The sequence below is a fragment of the Halogeometricum pallidum JCM 14848 genome, from assembly GCF_000337095.1.
Taxonomy (GTDB): Archaea; Halobacteriota; Halobacteria; order Halobacteriales; family Haloferacaceae; genus Halogeometricum; species Halogeometricum pallidum.
On the sequence record NZ_AOIV01000042.1, the window covers coordinates 38622 to 55433 of the forward strand.

At 70.1% G+C, this 16812-nt stretch carries 19 protein-coding genes; 14 read left to right on the forward strand and 5 right to left on the reverse strand.

Annotated elements, in window-relative coordinates:
* Nucleotides 1-91: 91 nt before the first annotated feature.
* The 3 genes from C474_RS18195 to btuC form a co-directional block, all read right to left on the reverse strand.
* On the reverse strand, nt 92-1138 hold the full coding sequence (locus tag C474_RS18195; protein WP_008389447.1) for a transcription initiation factor IIB: 1047 nt from the start codon (nt 1136-1138) through the stop codon (nt 92-94).
* A gap of 306 nt (nt 1139-1444) precedes the next feature.
* Nucleotides 1445-2830, reverse strand: coding sequence for a heme ABC transporter ATP-binding protein (locus C474_RS18200; protein WP_008389449.1), 1386 nt, complete (start codon nt 2828-2830; stop codon nt 1445-1447).
* Nucleotides 2827-3846 carry a vitamin B12 ABC transporter permease BtuC gene (btuC, locus tag C474_RS18205; protein ID WP_008389450.1) on the reverse strand — a complete coding sequence of 340 codons (1020 nt, stop codon included), beginning with the start codon at nt 3844-3846 and terminating at the stop codon, nt 2827-2829. The genes C474_RS18200 and btuC overlap by 4 nt, the downstream gene beginning before the upstream one ends.
* 64 nt (nt 3847-3910) lie before the next feature.
* On the opposite strand from btuC, the gene C474_RS18210 reads away from it, so the two are divergent.
* The 4 genes from C474_RS18210 (at nt 3911) to C474_RS18225 (ending at nt 6759) form a co-directional block, all read left to right on the forward strand.
* Complete coding sequence (locus C474_RS18210) at nt 3911-5062, forward strand: PGF-CTERM-anchored ABC transporter substrate-binding protein (RefSeq protein ID WP_008389452.1); 1152 nt, start codon at nt 3911-3913, stop codon at nt 5060-5062.
* A 135-nt stretch (nt 5063-5197) separates the two neighbouring features.
* Nucleotides 5198-5479 carry a signal recognition particle subunit SRP19 gene (srp19, locus tag C474_RS18215; RefSeq protein ID WP_049917170.1) on the forward strand — a complete coding sequence of 94 codons (282 nt, stop codon included), beginning with the start codon at nt 5198-5200 and terminating at the stop codon, nt 5477-5479.
* 5 nt (nt 5480-5484) lie between these two features.
* Entirely contained in the window at nt 5485-5712 is a 228-nt protein-coding gene (locus C474_RS18220) for an H/ACA ribonucleoprotein complex subunit GAR1 (protein WP_008389456.1), read from the forward strand.
* 45 nt (nt 5713-5757) lie between these two features.
* Complete coding sequence (locus C474_RS18225) at nt 5758-6759, forward strand: presenilin family intramembrane aspartyl protease PSH (protein WP_008389458.1); 1002 nt, start codon at nt 5758-5760, stop codon at nt 6757-6759.
* Here C474_RS18225 and C474_RS18230 read toward each other — a convergent pair whose 3' ends face one another.
* Nucleotides 6760-7260 (reverse strand): PUA domain-containing protein, encoded by a 501-nt coding sequence (locus tag C474_RS18230; RefSeq protein WP_008389459.1) that lies wholly within the window; start codon nt 7258-7260, stop codon nt 6760-6762.
* Nucleotides 7261-7380: 120 nt separating this feature from the next.
* On the opposite strand from C474_RS18230, the gene C474_RS18235 reads away from it, so the two are divergent.
* Together C474_RS18235 and C474_RS18240 are read left to right on the forward strand one after the other, a co-directional pair.
* Nucleotides 7381-7560 carry a hypothetical protein gene (locus C474_RS18235; protein WP_008389461.1) on the forward strand — a complete coding sequence of 60 codons (180 nt, stop codon included), beginning with the start codon at nt 7381-7383 and terminating at the stop codon, nt 7558-7560.
* A gap of 117 nt (nt 7561-7677) precedes the next feature.
* Complete coding sequence (locus tag C474_RS18240) at nt 7678-8703, forward strand: DUF7847 domain-containing protein (protein WP_008389463.1); 1026 nt, start codon at nt 7678-7680, stop codon at nt 8701-8703.
* 6 nt (nt 8704-8709) lie between these two features.
* Here the strand turns inward: C474_RS18240 and C474_RS18245 are convergent, their stop codons facing one another.
* On the reverse strand, nt 8710-9207 hold the full coding sequence (locus C474_RS18245; RefSeq protein WP_008389465.1) for a LabA-like NYN domain-containing protein: 498 nt from the start codon (nt 9205-9207) through the stop codon (nt 8710-8712).
* Nucleotides 9208-9552: 345 nt separating this feature from the next.
* Between C474_RS18245 and dapA the strand changes: the two genes are divergently transcribed.
* The 8 genes from dapA to C474_RS18285 are packed head-to-tail and all read left to right on the forward strand — an operon-like array spanning nt 9553 to nt 16812.
* A complete protein-coding gene (gene dapA, locus C474_RS18250) occupies nt 9553-10476 on the forward strand; it encodes a 4-hydroxy-tetrahydrodipicolinate synthase (protein WP_008389467.1) in 924 nt (307 codons plus the stop codon).
* Nucleotides 10477-11247, forward strand: a complete 771-nt coding sequence (dapB, locus tag C474_RS18255; protein WP_008389469.1) for a 4-hydroxy-tetrahydrodipicolinate reductase — start codon at nt 10477-10479, stop codon at nt 11245-11247.
* The gene (locus C474_RS18260) at nt 11244-12089 is read left to right on the forward strand and encodes a 2,3,4,5-tetrahydropyridine-2,6-dicarboxylate N-succinyltransferase (RefSeq protein WP_008389470.1); all 846 of its coding nucleotides are present in this window, start codon (nt 11244-11246) and stop codon (nt 12087-12089) included. The genes dapB and C474_RS18260 overlap by 4 nt, the downstream gene beginning before the upstream one ends.
* A complete protein-coding gene (lysA, locus tag C474_RS18265; protein WP_008389472.1) occupies nt 12086-13339 on the forward strand; it encodes a diaminopimelate decarboxylase in 1254 nt (417 codons plus the stop codon). The genes C474_RS18260 and lysA overlap by 4 nt, the downstream gene beginning before the upstream one ends.
* A complete protein-coding gene (dapF, locus tag C474_RS18270; protein ID WP_008389474.1) occupies nt 13336-14244 on the forward strand; it encodes a diaminopimelate epimerase in 909 nt (302 codons plus the stop codon). Before lysA ends, dapF begins: the two co-directional genes overlap by 4 nt.
* Nucleotides 14245-15396: a M20 family metallopeptidase gene (locus tag C474_RS18275; protein WP_008389475.1), complete on the forward strand. Its 1152-nt coding sequence runs from the start codon at nt 14245-14247 to the stop codon at nt 15394-15396. It abuts the gene before it with no gap.
* Nucleotides 15397-15452: 56 nt separating this feature from the next.
* Entirely contained in the window at nt 15453-16145 is a 693-nt protein-coding gene (locus C474_RS18280; protein WP_008389477.1) for an RNase P subunit p30 family protein, read from the forward strand.
* Nucleotides 16129-16812 (forward strand): class I SAM-dependent methyltransferase, encoded by a 684-nt coding sequence (locus C474_RS18285; RefSeq protein ID WP_008389478.1) that lies wholly within the window; start codon nt 16129-16131, stop codon nt 16810-16812. The genes C474_RS18280 and C474_RS18285 overlap by 17 nt, the downstream gene beginning before the upstream one ends.

The window sequence follows — 16812 nt, forward strand, 5'->3', positions numbered from 1 at the left end:
CCAAAAAGCGGTCGCGTCGGGCGTCGGTTCGGCCGTCGAGACGGCGACGGCGGAGAGAAGGCGACTCGTCACCGGGCGACCGAGTTTCGGCTTAGGCCTCGACGCCGGACTCGCCGCCGCCGACGAACGGCGTCGCGTCCCACGCTTCGAGCAGTTCCTGATAGCGGTTGCGGATGGTCACTTCCGAGATGTCCGTGACTCCGCTGACCTGGTGTTGGGTCACGTCTTCGTTCGTCAACTGCGCGGCGGCGTAGAGCGCGGCGGCCGCGAGGCCGACGGGCGATTTGCCCGAGTGGACGTTCTCGCGCTTCGCGTTCTCCAGCAGTTCCCGCGCGGTACGTTCGGTCTCCTTCGGCACCTCCACGTCCGAGGCGAACCGCGGGAGGTACTCGACCGGGTCGGCGGGCTTGATTTCGAGCGAGAGTTCGCGGACGATGTAGCGGTAGGCCCGTTCGAACTCGTCCTCGTCGACGCGGGAGACGCGGGCCACCTCGTCAAGCGAGCGCGGCACCTGCGCCATCCGCGCGGCCGCGTGCAGCGAGGCCGTCGCGATGCCCTCGATGGAGCGGCCGGGCAGCAGGTCGTCCTCGAGCGCGCGGCGGTAGATGACCGACGACGTCTCGCGGACGTTGTCCGGGAGGCCGAGCGCCGAGGCCATGCGGTCTATCTCGCCGAGCGCCTGCTTCAGGTTGCGCTCCTTGGAGTCGCGGGTGCGGAACCGCTCGTTCCACGTGCGGAGCCGCTTCATCTTCTGACGCTGGTTCGAGGACAGGGAGTTGCCGTAGGCGTCTTTGTCCTGCCAGCCGATGTTCGTCGACAGCCCCTTGTCGTGCATCATGTTCGTCGTCGGCGCGCCGACGCGGGACTTCTGGTCCTTCTCCTTCGAGTCGAACGCTCGCCACTCGGGACCGCGGTCGACGGCGTCCTCATCGACGACGAGGCCGCAGTTCTCACACACCGTCTCGCCGCGTCCCTCGTCGGTGGCGAGATCGGTCGAACCGCACTCGGGGCAGCGAAACGTCTCCTCGTCCGGTCGCTCGCGTTCGTCCTCCGTCTCGTCGCGTGTGTTCTCCGTTCGTCGCTCCTGGGAGTCGGTCGGGACGCGCTGACGCGCGCGCTCGGTGACGGAGTCACTCATTAGTAGGTCGCAGGTCGGGGAGAACGGGGGTCCCGACCCTCACTCGTATTCACGTAACGGCCGCGCGCACAAAAATGCGTCGGCACCGACAGGACATTATTCTCATTAATTAACTCGGGCAAGTATAATCAAGGCGACGAACGGCCGTCGGCGGCGGTCGCACGCCGGTGAGAGGGGGTGCAGCGGTCGGTTCTGGTGGTGGCGGCACGGAAGTCGAGGACGTCGGCGACGCCCGCCGGTTCTCCCGCGCCCGCTCGCGAGACGCTCCGCGTCGTGACCCCGGGTCGCGGCGAACGCGTCCCGCCCTCACCGTGAGAAGGGGGAGTCGACGGACGCCCCGTCCGACGCCGGCGTCGACTCGCCGTTTCTCCGCTCGCCGTCTTCGCCCGCGTCGCGGGACGTCCCGTCTCCGCCGTCCCCGCGGCCGCCGAGTCGGTTCGAGACGGCGGCGAGCACGTCCTTCGAGGAGACGACGACGCCGCGTTCGCGGAGCGTCCGGTACGCCTCCTCGCCCGCCTCGCCCGCGTAGTTGCGTTCGGCGAACGGTCGCTCCTCGACGAGGACGAGGCGTTCGGCGCCCGCGGCGGCCCGGAGGTTGGCGAGGTTGCCCATTCCCACCTCCACGTCGGCGACGACGACGCAGTCCGCGGCGGCGACGCGTTCGGCCACGCTCGCTTCCGCCTCGTCGTCGACGGGGGAGAACGGGTCGACGGTCACCGCCTCTATCCCCAGACTCCGCGCCGTCTCGGTGTCCGTGTCCCCCTCGTTCAACGCGCCGACGGAGACGTCGTACCCCGCCGCCGAGAGGAGGTAGAGGTGGCGCGCGGCGGTACCGCCCCCGCCGACGACGTGGACGCGGCCGCGCGACTCGCCGCCGGCGCTGACGCTGCGGTCCGGCAGGGCGGTGACGTACACCGACCCCGTGACCGGGTGGCGCGCGACGACGGCGTTCGCGCCGAAGGCGTCCTCCAGATGCGCCTCGGTGAGCACCGACTCCGGCGGGCCGGTAGCGACGACGCGGCCGCCGGAGAGCAAGAGGAGTTCGTCGCAGTAGTGGGCGGCGAGGTTCAGGTCGTGGATGGCGGCGACGGCCGTCTTCCCCTCCCCAACCAGTTCCCGCACCAGCTCGAGGGTCCTGACCTGGTGGTTGATGTCGAGGCTGGCGGTCGGTTCGTCGAGGAGGAGGAGGGGCGTCTCCTGCGCCAACGCGCGGGCGATGAGCACCCGTTGGCGCTCGCCGCCCGAGAGGTCGCTCACCGTCCGGTCGGCGAACTCGGTCGTCCGCGTGCGTTCGAGGGCGCGTTCGACCGCCGACTCGTCGCCGCCGCGCCACCCGCCGAGTCTGGACCGGTGGGGCGTTCGTCCCATGCGGACGGTCTGGCGCACGTCGAAATCGAAGGTGAGCGAGGTGTTCTGCGGGACGGTGGCGACGAGGCGACTCGTCGCCTTCGAGGAGAGCGCGTGGACGTTCTCGCCGTCGACTTCGACGCGCCCGCGCGAGGGAGTGAGCGACCCGTTGACGGTCTTGAGAAGCGTCGTCTTCCCCGCGCCGTTCGGCCCGATGAGGCCGACGAACGTCCCCCGGTCGACGGCGAGGTCGATACCGTCCAGAATCGCGTTCCCCCCGAGTTCGACCGAGAGGTCCGTCGCCCGAATCAGCGGCTCTGCGTGCTCTCGCTCTCCCCGACTCACAGCCGATGCACCTCCCGCGTGCGGAGCAGATAGAGGAAGAAGGGGGCGCCGATGGCGGCGGTGACGATGCCGACGGGCACCTCCGCCGCGCCGGACCGGGCGAGCGTGTCGGTGGCGACGAGGAACGACGCGCCGGCGAGGGCGCTGGTCGGCAGGAGGATTCGGTGGTCCGGGCCGACGAGCAGGCGCATCGCGTGTGGAACGATGAGGCCGACGAAGCCGATGACGCCGGAGACGGCGACGGCCGACGCGGTGACGACGCTCGACACCGCGAGCAGGATTCGCTTCGTCCGCTCGACTTCGATTCCGAGGCTGTGGGCGTCCGCCTCGCCGAGGAGGAGGACGTTCATGTCGGAGGCGTAGAACAGCAGGACGACGAAGAGGGGCGGGAGGACGGCGGCGACGACGCTCACCTCGCGCCACGTCGTCCCGCTCAAATGCCCCATCAGCCAGAAGACGACGCGCTGGAGGCTCCAGCCGCTCTTGAGCATCATAAAGGAGATGACGGCGCCGAGGAACGTCTGGACGGCGACGCCCGCGAGGAGCAGCGTCGCGGTCGGCGTGCGCCCGTCGCGCGTGGCGAGGAGGTAGACGCCGAACCCCGTCAGAACCGAGGTGACGAACGCCGCGCCCTGCAGTTGGAGACCGAACGGGAGGACGAACGGGAAGACGATGCTGGCGACAGCGCCGACGGCCGCGCCCGAGGAGATGCCGATGATGGAGGGGTCCGCCATCGGGTTGCGGAAGAACCCCTGCATCACCACGCCCGCGGTCGCGAGCGCGAACCCGACGAGCGCCGCCAGCAGGATGCGCGGCAGGCGGACGTCGACGACGATGATGCGGACGGTCCGCTCGACGGCGTACCCGATCGAGGGGACCAACGCCCCGAGCACCGCCTTCGCCACCGTCGCGGGCGGGATGGCGACCGGTCCGACGCCGGCGCTCCCGAGGACGACGGCGACGAGGAGGACGCACAGTCCCCCGCACCACGCGAGGGCCCGCGTTCGAACGGTCATGTGGGTATGCAATCGCAGTTGGTTTAGGTAAATACTTGTTGCGATAGGGCGCACGCCGGAGTACATGCGACTCAGGACACTCTCGCTCGTGACGCTCCTTCTCGTTGCGGCCGCCGCGCCTATCTCGGGCGCCGCGGCGGCCGGGGCGAGCGCGGTCGAACAGCAGTCGACGACCACGCAGGCCGAGGCCTGCTCGTTCCCGTACTCGGCGACGGACGCCACGGGGACGGAGGTGACGCTCGAATCGGACCCCGAACGCGTCGTGACGCTGAACCCCAGCGCCGCGCAGACGATGTGGGAAATCGGCGCGCGGGACGAAGTCGTCGGCGTCTCCCAGTACGCCGCCTACCTCGACGGCGCCTCCGAGAAGGCGAACGTCTCGGGGGCCAACGGCGCGAACGTCGAGAAGGTGCTCGCGGCGAACCCCGACCTCGTCCTCGTCCCGAGTTCCTCCTACGGCGCCTCGAAAGAGCGCGTCGACCAACTCCGCGCGCAGGGCGTCCCCGTGTTCGTCTTCGGAGAGGGCACCTCCCTCGCGTACGTCGCCAACAAGACCGAACAGATCGGTCGGCTCACCGGTAACTGCGAGGCCGGACGGGCGACCGCCGACGACATCCGCGAGTCCGTCAGCCAGATGCGCGAGGTCCTCGCCGGCGCGGAGAAGCCGGTCGGTCTCAACTACTTCTACGGCTACACCTCCGGGTCGGAGACGTTCATCGGCGACGTGATGACCACCGCCGGCCTGCGCAACGGCGCGGCGGAGGCGAACATCACTGGATTCGCGCAGATCAACGACGAGACGGTCGTGGAGATGAACCCCGAGTACGTCGTCGCGCCCGAGGAGTCGCCCGTCCCGGCGAACGAGGCGTGGAACAGCACGACGGCGATTCGGGAGAACAACGTCATCCGTGTGGACACGAACTACCTCCAACAGCCCGCGCCGCGCTCTGTCGACGCCGCCGAGACCATCATGCAGGCGGTCCACCCCGAGGCGTACGAGGAGTACCGGGCGATGCAGGCGGAGAACGGGACGGCGACCGGTGAGTCGACGACGGCCGCCGAGACGACGACCACCGTGGTCGTCGACGACACGCCTCCGGAGACGGGGGCCGAGACCGGAACCGGGACCGAGACGGACGCGGACTCGCCCGGATTCGGCGTCCTCGCCGGCCTCGTCGCCCTCGTCGGCGCCGCGATGCTGGCGGCGCGCCGGTAGCGACGCTCCGTCTCTCCTCGCTCGCGGCGTCGCCCGTCGGGCGCGACTGAGGCCGACGCCCGCGACCGGAGAACCGGAATCGAACGATAATCGCGGACCACAACCGTATTACGGGCGCGTCGCGGTCGTTCGACTATGGCTGTGGAGAACGTCATCTGGCCTCGCTACCTCGACGCGGAGATGTCGCGTTCGGCGGGCCGTCGTGTGCCGCTCGACGACGCCGTCGTGGAACCGACGATAGACGAGATAGCCGAGGCGGTCCAGCAGATCGGCTACGACGCCGTCATCGAACGCGACGTGAGACACCCCCGGGAGTGGGAGACGCGCGGCCGCGTCGTCGTCAAGGGCGCCGAGGACTCGACGAAGAACGACCTCGTGCAGGCCGTCGCCGCCTACGTCGGCATCCTGCGGGACTGATAGCGATGCAGCGAGTCGGCACCGTCTCCCGGACCGCCCAGAACCTCGCCATCGCCCGCTGCGAGGGGGCGGAGCACCCCGACATCGGTCGGGAAGTCGTCGACGAATCGCTCTCGACGGTCGGTCGCGTCGTCGACGTGTTCGGACCGGTCGAGCGCCCGTACGTGGCCGTGACGACCGACGACCGCATCGCGCCTGCGACGCTCGTCGGGAAGAAGCTGTACGCGCGATAACGCGAGAACACAATCCCCATAGCCCCCGACGCGAAACGCACGGACATGCGCAAACGCGTCGCCTTCGCGGTCGGTCTCGCCGCACTCGTCTTCCTCCTCGTCCAGTTGGGGGCGCTGGCGCTGGTCCCCACGTTCTACGACGCGGGCTACCAGACCGTCGAGGACCCGACGGACCCGACGAACAGCCTCGCCTACCTCGCCGCCATCCTCGTCGCCACCGGCGTGATGCTCGCGGCGTTCAAGTACGACTTCGACTGGGCGGTCCGCGCGCTCGTCGTCGTCACCAGCGGGATGCTCTCGTGGTACGTCTTCTCGGTGTTCCTCCCCGGAGCGGTCGCCGTCGCGGCCGCGGCGGGCGTCTCGGGCGCCCTGCTCGCGTACCCCGAGTGGTACGTCATCGACGCCGCGGGCGTCCTCATGGGCGCCGGCGCGGCCGCCCTGTTCGGTATCAGCTTCGGGCTCCTGCCCGCCGTCGTCCTCCTCGTCGCCCTCGCCGTCTACGACGCCGTCAGCGTCTACGGCACCAAGCACATGCTGGACCTCGCGGAGGGCGTGATGGACCTGCGCATCCCCGTCGTCCTGGTCATCCCGACGACGCTGTCGTACTCGCTGCTCGACGACGACTTCTCCGGCGCGAACGACGTCCACGAAGACGGGGACGGAGGCGACGCCGGCGCGAACGCGGACGGCGGCCGCGGCGCCGGCGCCGACATCGACGAGGACCTGACCGACGACGGCGACGTGCGCGATGCGTTCTTCATCGGACTCGGCGACGCCGTGATGCCGACCGTGATGGTCGCCAGCGGGGCGTTCTTCCTGCCGCGGTCGCTCGCCCCGTCGCTCGGCGTCTCGTTCCTCCCGGCGCTGACGCTCCCCGCCCTGACGGCGATGATAGGGACGTTCGCCGGCCTGTTCGCGCTGCTGTGGCTGGTGTTGAAGGGGCGCGCCCACGCCGGCCTCCCCCTCCTGAACGGCGGCACCATCGGCGGCTACCTCGTCGGCGCCCTCCTCTCGGGCGTGCCGCTGCTGACGGCGCTCGGCCTCTAATTACTCCGTCTCGCCCGCCCCGTGGCGGACGAACACGGCCATCCCCGACTCGAAGTCGTCCATCGCCTCGGCGGAGAGTTCCGCGCGGCCGACGCCGACCACCTCGTCCTCGGAGACGACGACGGCCACCTCGTCGCCCGGTCGGACCGCCGGGTCGACGCCCGTGACGAACTTCGCGAAGGCGTTCTTGCCGTCGCGGACGAACGGTTCGCTCTCCTCGCCGACGGCGACGCGGTTCGCCGGCGCCGGGAACGCCTCGGTCAGTCGCCGCCCGCCCTCGACGCCGAGGGTGAACCGGCCGTCCGTCCCGTAGGAGACGACGCGGCCCTCGTCGTCGAGCACCTGCCGCGGCCGACCGCTGGTCGACCGCCGAACGGTCAGGTCGTCGTCGGGGAACAGCGCCCGCCCCGCCCCCGCGCCGAACTGGTAGTCGGCGACGGTCCGGAGGTCCGACAGCGTCGCGTCGCCGCCGTCGCCGCTCCCGTCGGTGTCGTCGCTCATGCCCGCCCCTTTCGGTCGGTCCGTGAAGTCACTCGCGGTCCGCGGCGGCCGGTTGCGAACTGCTATCACGCTCGGTTCACGAAGAAAGGGATAAGTAACGGACGGTACTCGGAGACGAGTATGTCGACGGACGTGCGGCAAGTCGCGCTCGGAACCTCGCTGCTGTTGGCCAGCAGCGCCCTCTTCTTGGAGACGGGCATCGACGGCCGCGTCTCGGCCCTCCTCGTCGGAATCGGCGTCTGCGCCTTCGGCCTCGCCGTCGTCCGCCTCCTCGGCGGCACCGACGGCCGGGCCGCCTGAACGCCGACCGGCCGAGCGCGGACTCCCCGAGGCGGGTCGGTTCCCCGCCCAATCGAGCGACGGAACCGGCGCGGGAGACGTGTGATTTTAACAAGGTGTCTGACAAACCCTGCGTTCATGTCCGCTCTCCAATCGCTTCGAACCGCGTTCGGGTCGCTCGCGAGCAACCCCGTGTTGTTCCTCGCCGGCCTCGCGTACGCCGTGGTCGTGCTCCCGCAGTCGGTGCTCCCGCTGGCCGGGATGCAACTCGCCGGGACGGCGCTCCAGTTTCTCACGTTCTTCGTCACGCCGTTCCTCATCGCCGGCATCATCGGCATGGCAGCGGAGGCGACGGCCGGCGGCGACACGTCGCTGTCGACACTCACCCGCGTCGGGAAGGACCGGTACGTTCCCCTGCTCATCGCCAAGTTCGTCCAGATAGGCGTCTACATCGCGTACGCCATCGCCGCTGGCATCGCCGCGCTCATCGTGGCCGCCATCGGATTCGCCGCCGGTGTGCCGCTCCTGGCCGTCCTCGCCCTCGCGCTGTTCTTCCTCGGGGCTTTGATTCTCCAGTTCTTCATCCAGTTCTTCCCCGTCGCCGTCTCCCTCGGCGACGCGGACGCCATCGACAGCTTCCGCGTGAGCCTCCGACTGGTCCGGGAGAACCTCCTCAGCACGCTTGGTTACACCGTCCTCACGTTCCTCGTCTCCGCCGCCGTCTCCCTCGTCACCGCCGGCCCCATCTACTACCAGCAGTTCCAGACGCTGAGTCAGTTACAGGACATGCCGCAGGGCGGCGCCGGCACCGGCGTCGGGCCCGGCGGGATGCCGACCGGAATGGAGATGTTCCAGTTCTCCACGCAGGAGATTCTCCTCCTCTCGGTCATCTCGCTGGCGTCGATGATGCTCGTGTTCACCTTCCGGCAGACGTACGCGACGGCGTTCTACCGGGACCACGTTCCGCCGCTCGGACCGGAAAACCCCGAGTCCGCGACGGGCGTGGCCGGCACGCCCGGAACGACCGACGCCACTGACGAGGGCGGCTGGTCCGCCGACCGAGTAGACGAGACGACCGAAGACGGCTGGTCGGAAGAGCGGGACGGCGACGCGGACCGCTCCGTCCGCCGGTCCGAGAACGACCGCTCTGACGACCGGTTCTGACCCGGTCTACAGCAGGAACGTGTCCTGTCGGTCGGACATGTTGATGAAGTTGTCCGCCGCCTCGACGAGTTCGTCGGCCGTCGATTCCTTGAACGCGATGACTTCGACGCGCACGCCCTCGTGTCGGAGGTGCGAGCAGAGGCGGGAGAAGTCGCCGTCGCCGGTGCAGAGGACGACGGTGTCGACGTGGTTCGCCAGCGTCACCGCGTCGAGGCTCATTCCCACGTCCCAGTCGGCCTTCTTCGACCCGTCGCCGAACGTCTTTATGTCGCGTATCTTCGTCTCGAAGCCGATGTCGACGAGGGCGTCGAAGAACGTCTCCTCGTCGGGCGAGTCCGCCCGGACGACGTAGGCGATAGCGCGCGTCAGATTCCGGTCGGCGACGCTCTTGTCCAACAGCGACGAGTAGTCGATGTTCCGTGAGTAGAGACTCTGTGCGGAGTGATAGAGGTTCTGCGCGTCAGCCAGAACGGCGACGCGCTGCCCCGGGTGGATGTCGGTCATAGTACAATCCCGGGCGTGGTTCCTTATCAATGGGGGTGTCTGACCCCTCGTACGCGGACTCCTTCCCGCGAGGGAGCGTCGTGACGCGTCGGAGCGACCCGCGCGCGGCGGTTCTTGCGAGCGACGTAAGCTATATGCCCGCGTAGCGCCGTCCGTCGAACGTGACGAACACCACGTCGTCCCCGTCCGCCGTTCGCCGGCCGGTAGCGACGCGTGGCGCTCTTTTGAAACCGAAAAAACGCGCGCCCTGACGCTCTAGGCGGGAGTGGCGACCCGTCTCTGGCGACCCCTGGACCGACGCGGTGCGCAGGTAACCGACCGACTCACAGACACGACACACAGCACATGACAGACTTCGACCTGACAGGGGTGTTCCCGGCGATGACGACGCCGTTCGCCCCGGACGAACGAATCGACCACGAGACGCTCGCCGAGAACGCCAGACGACTCGAACGCGCCGGCGTCGACGGACTGGTTCCCGTCGGCTCCACGGGGGAGAGCGCGACGCTCACCCACGACGAACACGTCGAGGTGGTGGAGACGGTGGTGGACACCGTCGACGTGCCCGTCATCGCGGGCGCGGGCTCGAACTCCACCCGCGAGGCGCTCGAACTCTCGCGGCGGTCCGTCGACGTCGGCGCCGACGGCCTGCTTCTCATCTCGCCGTACTACAACAAGCCCGAGCAGGCGGGCTTCGTCGAGCACTACCGCACCATCGCCGACGCCGTCGACGTGCCCCAAATCGTCTACAACGTCCCGTCGCGCACCGGGCGAAACATCGAACCCGGGACGGTCGAACTGCTCGCCGGTCACGAGAACATCGCGGGCTACAAGGCCGCAAGCGGCGACCTCGGCCAGATATCGGAGGTCGTCGAGCGGACGCGCGACGAGGAGTTCTCGGTGCTCTCGGGCGACGACGCCCTCACCCTCCCCGTCATGTCCGTCGGCGGCGACGGCACCATCTCGGTCACCGCCAACGTCGAACCCGAGCGAACCGTCGCCATGGTCGAGGCCGCCGCCGCGGACGATTACGCCCGCGCCCGCGAACTCCACCACGAACTCGCCCCGCTCAACCGTCACCTGTTCGTCGAGACGAACCCCATCCCGGTGAAGGCCGCCACGGAGATTCGCGGCTACGGACCCGGTAGGCTTCGCTCGCCCCTCACGGACCTCTCGCCGGAGCACCGGGAGACGCTCGACTCGCTCCTCGCGGACCTCGAAGAGAGCCGCGCGGAGTCGCTTGGCTTGGAAGCCGCGGAGGGCGCGTAGATGGGCGATACCGTCCGCGTCGCCGTCACGGGCGCAGCGGGTCGGATGGGCCGCGAACTGCTCGACGTGGCCGCCGACCGCGACGACGTCGAAGTGGTTCTCGCCGTCAACCGGAGTCCGGTCGACCCGGTGGCGGGCGTCGACGTGCGCGAGGCCGGCGACCTGTCCGGTCACCTCGGTGAGACCGACCCCGACGTGCTGGTGGATTTCACCGGTCCCGACTCCAGCGTCGACTACGTCGCCGCCTGCACCGAGATGGGCGTCGCCGTCGTCGTCGGCACCACCGGCTTCGACGAGGACGGCCGGGCCGCGTTGGACGACGCCGCCGAATCGGTTCCCCTCCTGCACGCGACGAACTTCTCGCGCGGCATCGCCGCCCTGCGGCGGGCCGTCCGAGAGGCCGTCGCCGCTCTCCCCGACTACGACGTGGAACTGACCGAGACGCACCACAACGGCAAGCGCGACGCCCCCTCGGGCACCGCGAACACGCTGTTGGACGACATCGACGACGTGCGCGGGGAGGCCGGACGCGTGTACGGTCGCGAGGGCGACCAGCCCCGGAGCGAGGGCGAAATCGGCGTCCACGCCCGCCGCGCCGGGGGCGTGACCGGGGAGCACGAGGTGCTCCTCGCGGACGACCACCAGACGCTTAGCCTGACGCACCGCGCGGGTTCCCGCGGCGTGTTCGCCGCGGGCGCCCTCGACGCCGCCGTCTGGCTCTCCGGACGGGACGCCGGCCGCTACGACTTCGAGGAGGTACTCGACGCATGAGCATCCAGACCGAGATAGACGACCTGTGGCAGCGCTACGAAGACGATGAACTCTCCGCCGACACCGCCGGCTCCGAGACGCTGGCGACGCTCGACGCGTTCCTCGTCGCCCTCGAACAGGGCGAGGAGCGCGCGGCCGAACCCGTGGGCGGGTCCGGCCCCGACGGCTGGACCGTCAATGAATGGGTCAAGCGGGGAATTCTGCTGAACTTCGGCCTGCGCGAGACGACCGCCCGGAAGTACGGCGGCGTGCGCTACTACGACGTGCTCCCCCTCCGCGACACCACCGACCTCGGCCAGCGCGGAACGCGGAACACGCCGGACGGGACGACCATCCGCCGGGGGGCCTACCTCGGCTCCGACTGCATCATGATGTCGCCCTCGTTCGTCAACGTCGGCGCGCACGTCGACGACGGCACCCTCGTCGACTCCTGCGACACCGTCGGCTCCTGCGCGCAACTCGGCAAGAACGTCAAACTCGGCGCGAACACGCTGATCGGCGGCGTGCTCGAACCCGTCGAGGACGCGCCCGTCATCGTCGAGGACGGCGTGTCCCTCGGCGCGGGCTGTCGCGTCACCTCCGGCTTCCACGTCGGCGAGAACACCGTCGTCGGCGAGAACACGCTGCTGTCGCCGCGCATCCCGGTGTACGACCTCGTGGAGGACGAGGTGCTGTACGGCCACCTGCCCCCGGAGCGCCGCGCGTTCACGCGCTACGTCGAGTCCTCGCTCGGCGACCACGACCTGTTCGCCGGCGGCGCGTACAAACCCGCCGTCGTCGCCCTCGACATCGAGGAGGACACCCTCGACAACACGCGGCGCGAGGAGGCGCTTCGGGAATGACGGTCGCCGGGGGCGACGCCGAGAACCCGTCGGTCCGGCGCCTCTCCGAGTGGGACGCCGACCGACTCCGCGGCCTCGCCGAGGAGTACGGCACGCCCCTCTACGTGATGGACCGCGACCGGGTCCGACAGAACTGCGCGCGCCTCCGCGAGGCGTTCCCCGACGCCGAGGTCCGCTACGCCGTGAAGGCCCACACCGGGCGGTCCGTCCTGGAGGCGGTCCGCGAATCCGGCTTCGCCGCCGAGTGCGCCTCCGCGGGCGAGGTCGAACGCGCCCTCGCCGCCGGGTACGAGGGCCGGGAGGTGCAGTACACGGCGGTGAACCCGCCCGCGAGAGACCTCGACCACGTCGTCGACCGCTGGCGCGAGCACCCCGAGATGACAATCACCGTCGGCGCCGCCGACACCGTCGACCGCCTCCGCGAACGGGGGTTCGACGGCCGCCTCTGCATCCGCGCGAACCCGGGCGTCGGCGCGGGCCACCACGAGAAGGTCCGCACGGGCGCGAACGCGAAGTTCGGCGTCCCCTACGACGAGGTGGCCGACCTCGCGGCGTCCGTCGCCGAGGCGTTCGAACTCGTCGGCCTGCACGCCCACGCCGGGAGCGGAATCTCCGGCGAGGACCTCTCGAACCACCGCGAACTCGTCGAGCGGATGGGCACCCTCGCCCGCGAGGTGGAGTCGCGCGTCGGCCCCCTGGAGTTCGTCGACGTCGGAGGCGGGTTCGGCGTTCCGTATCGAGAGGAGGAACCGCCCCTGGACTTGGCGGACGTAGCCGACGCGACGCGAGAGGCCCTCGGCGACGTGTCGGGAACGCTCGCGGTCGAACCCGGACGGTACGTCGTCGCGGACGCGGGCGTCCTCCTCGCGCGGGTTAACACCGTGAAGGAGGCGGCCGACGCCACCGTCGTCGGCGTCGACGCCGGGATGACGACTCTACTCCGCCCGGCGATGTACGACGCCTACCACGAGATTCGTAATCTATCAGCCGACGAGAGTGATGAGGCGATATCTGCCACCGTCGCGGGTCCTATCTGTGAGTCCGCCGACGTACTGTGTGAGAACCGGTCCCTTGCGAACCCTCGGCGGGGGGCGTACCTCGCCGTCGGAAACGCGGGGGCTTACGGATACGAGATGGCGAGCACCTACAATTCGCGGCCCAGACCGGCCGAAGTCGCGCTCGACGGCGGGGACGCCCGCCTCGTGCGACGGCGCGAGACCCTGACTGACCTCACGGAGCTAGAACAATGAGCGTACTCGAAGAGCAGATACCTGTAGCAAAGTACCACGGAACCGGAAACGACTTCATCGTCGTCGACGCGGACGAGTCGGTCCCCGACCGACCCGCGTTCGCGAAGACGCACTGCAGCAGAGAGTCCGGCGTCGACGGCGCGAGCGTCGACGTCGACGGCGCCGATACCGTCGATGCCGACGACTCGGGTCGGCGCGGCGCGGACGGCGTCCTCTTTCTCGCGCTCGAAGGCCGCTACTCGCCGCCGCGCGTCGTGATGACGCTCGTCCAACCGGACGGCTCCGTCGCGGCGATGTGCGGCAACGGCGCGCGCTGCGCCGCCGCGTGGGCCGCCGAGCGCACCGGTAGCGACGAACTGATGATAGACACGCCCGCCGGCACCCGCCGCGCCACCGTCGACGGCGGCCGGGTGACCATCGAGATGGGCGTCCCCTCCTTTCACCCCCGCGACGTCCCCCTCGCCGGCGACGAGGAACTGATCGAGGCGGACGTCGAGGGACTGACCGTCACCGCCGTGAACACCGGCGTCCCGCACGCAGTGGCGTTCGTCGACGACGTGGACGACGTGGACCTCGACGCCGTCGCGCCCGCCGTCCGCCACGCCGACGCGTTCCCGCAGGGGGCGAACGTCACCGTCGCCTCCCAAAGCGACGACGGGACGTTCCGACAGCGCACCTTCGAACGCGGCGTCGAGGGCGAGACGCGTTCGTGCGGCACGGGTGCCGTCGCCGTCGTCGCCGCCGCCAAGCGCCTCGGCCGCGTTGGGGGCGACGACTCCGTCGTCGTCTCGCCGCCGGGCGGCGACCTCGAAATCACCGTCCCGGACGTCGGACCGGCGACGCTGGCCGGCCCCGCCGCCTACGAGTTCGAGACCGAACTCGACGTGACCGTCCGCTCGCGGTAGATGGCCGGGTCCGACTCGGACGCCGACGCCGACGGAGCGACGACTGCGAGGACGACGGCCGACTTCGACCCGATAGCGTTCCTCGAAGCCGCCGTCCCACTCGCCTCGAACGAACGCGTCGAAGAGATGCGCGGGTTCCTCCTCGAGACGCTCGAAGCCAACGGCGTCGAGGCGACGGTGGACGACGCGGGCAACACGCTCGCCTCGAAGGGCGCCGACGACCCGGAGACGCACCTCGCGTTCAACACGCACATCGACACCGTCTCGCCGCACGTCCCCTTCGAGCGCTCCGACGACGGGGACCGAATTCTCGGTCGCGGGTCCTGCGACGCCAAGGGACCGCTCGCCGCCCTCCTCGCCGCGTTCTTCGCCGCCGACCCGGCCGAAGACGCCCGCGTGACGCTGGCCGTCACGCCCGACGAGGAGGTGCTGTCGACGGGCGCGGCGGCGCTCGATTTGGACGCGGACCTGTACGTGGTCGGGGAACCGACCGGGCTGGACGTCTGCACCGCCGCCAAGGGACGGTTTCAGGGCACGCTGACGCTCTCCGGGGTGGCCTCCCACGCCGCCGAACCCGACGCCGGCGTCAACGCGGTGTTCACCCTCGAACCGGTACTCGCGGCGATTCGGGCCTTCGACGACGGCCGCGACGAACACCCGCAGTTGGGCGCTGCGACCCTCACGCCCACCGTCGTCGAGGGCGGCGACTCGACGAATCAGGTGCCCGCGGCGTGCCGCCTCGTGCTCGACCGGCGGAGCGTCCCGCCTGAGACGGCCGAGGGGTTCCGGTCGTCGCTCGAATCGACCGTTCGGGCGGCCGTCCCCGACGAGGTGGGCGTCGAGTTCGCCCTCACGGAGCGTCAGACGCCGTTCCTGGAGGCGTTCGCCACCGACGAGGACCACGACCTGGTCTCGACGCTCGCCGCGGCCTCCCGGCGCGCGGGCGGGTCCGGCGCCGTCCGACCGTTCGCGGCGGCGACGGAGGCGTCGTACTTCTCGCCGGCGCCCGTCGTCGTCTTCGGGCCCGGCGTCCTCGCCGACGACGAGGGGGCGGTGGCTCACGCCGACCGCGAGTACGTGCGCGTCGCGGATGTTCGCCGCGCCGCCGAAGCGCTGACCGACGCCGCGAGCGAACTCGTCGGTGCCGAGTAGACGTTGTTCTTCCTCGAAGCGTAACTGCCATATCCGTCGACGGAGTCGAGTCCCGTATGTACGAGGCGGTCCACGCCCACCCCGACGGCGACAGCACCGCGGCGCGGTTCGCCGAGACGGCCGCGCGGCAGGGGTACGACGGCGTGGTCGTCCGCGCCGACGACGCCCGACCGGACTACGAGGGTCTGGAAGAGGCCGACTGCGACGTGGTCGACGGCGTCGAAATCGTCGCCGACGGACCGGACCGGGCCAGCGGCGCGGTGGGGAACTTCCGACCCGACCGGACGGTCGTCGTCGTCCGCGGCGGTACGAATCAGCTGAACCGGTTCGCCGTCGAACAGGACCGCGTGGACGTGCTCTCCCGGCCGTTCGCGGGCGACGGCGACGTAAATCACGTGCTGGCGAAGGCCGCAAAGCGGAACGGCGTCCGCATCGAGTTCGACCTCGCCCCCGCCCTCCGGGCGACCGGCGGGCACCGCGTCCGCCACCTCGACGACCTGCGGAAACTGAAGCGCATCCTCGACCACTACGAGACCCCGTACGTCGTCAGCGCGAACCCGCGGTCGCACCTCGAACTCCGCGCCCCGCGCGAACTCGCGGCGGTGGGCGAGGAGATCGGTCTCGGCGCCGAGTGGGTCCGCGGGGGCCTCGCCGAGTGGGGGCGGGTCGCCGCCCGCAACCGCGAGCGACTGTCCGAGTCGTTCATAGCCCCGGGCGTCAAACGGGGTCGGTATGAAGAAGACGATTGAGGAACACGCCGACCGCTTTTCGGCCGCCGCCGCAGATTACGACGACGACCAGGACTCCGAGGAGTACCGCGCCTGCGCGAACCTCGTGGTCGAACACGCCGCGCCGACCGAGGAGGACGTGGTCTTGGACCTCGGCACCGGCACGGGCGCCATCGCCCTCCGACTCGCCGAGACGGCGAAGCGCGTCGTCGGCCGCGACATCAGCGAGGGGATGCTCGAACGGGCCAGAGAGAAGGCCGAGAAGATGGGTATCGAGAACGTGGAGTTCGGCGAGGGCCGCTTCCGCGACCCGAACTACGACGGCGACGTCGATATCGTCACCACGAACTTCGCGATGCACCACCTCTCCGACGAGGAGAAACGCGAGGCCATCGCGGTCATCGCGGACCTCGACCCCGACCGGTTCGTCCTCGGCGACGTGATGTTCTTCGGCGAACCGAACCCCGAAGAGCCCTTCTACAGCCCCGAGGTCGACGACCCGGCGACGGTGGGAGAACTCGCGGACGCCCTCACCGACGAGGGGTTCGTCCTCACCGCCGTTGAACGCGTCCACGACCAGGTCGGCGTCCTCGTGGCCGAACGGTTCGGCGACGTTGTCGAGCGAAGCTCGACAGCCCACCAGATGCAATCTGGTGACGCGGGCGACCGAATCCCCGTCGAGGAATGA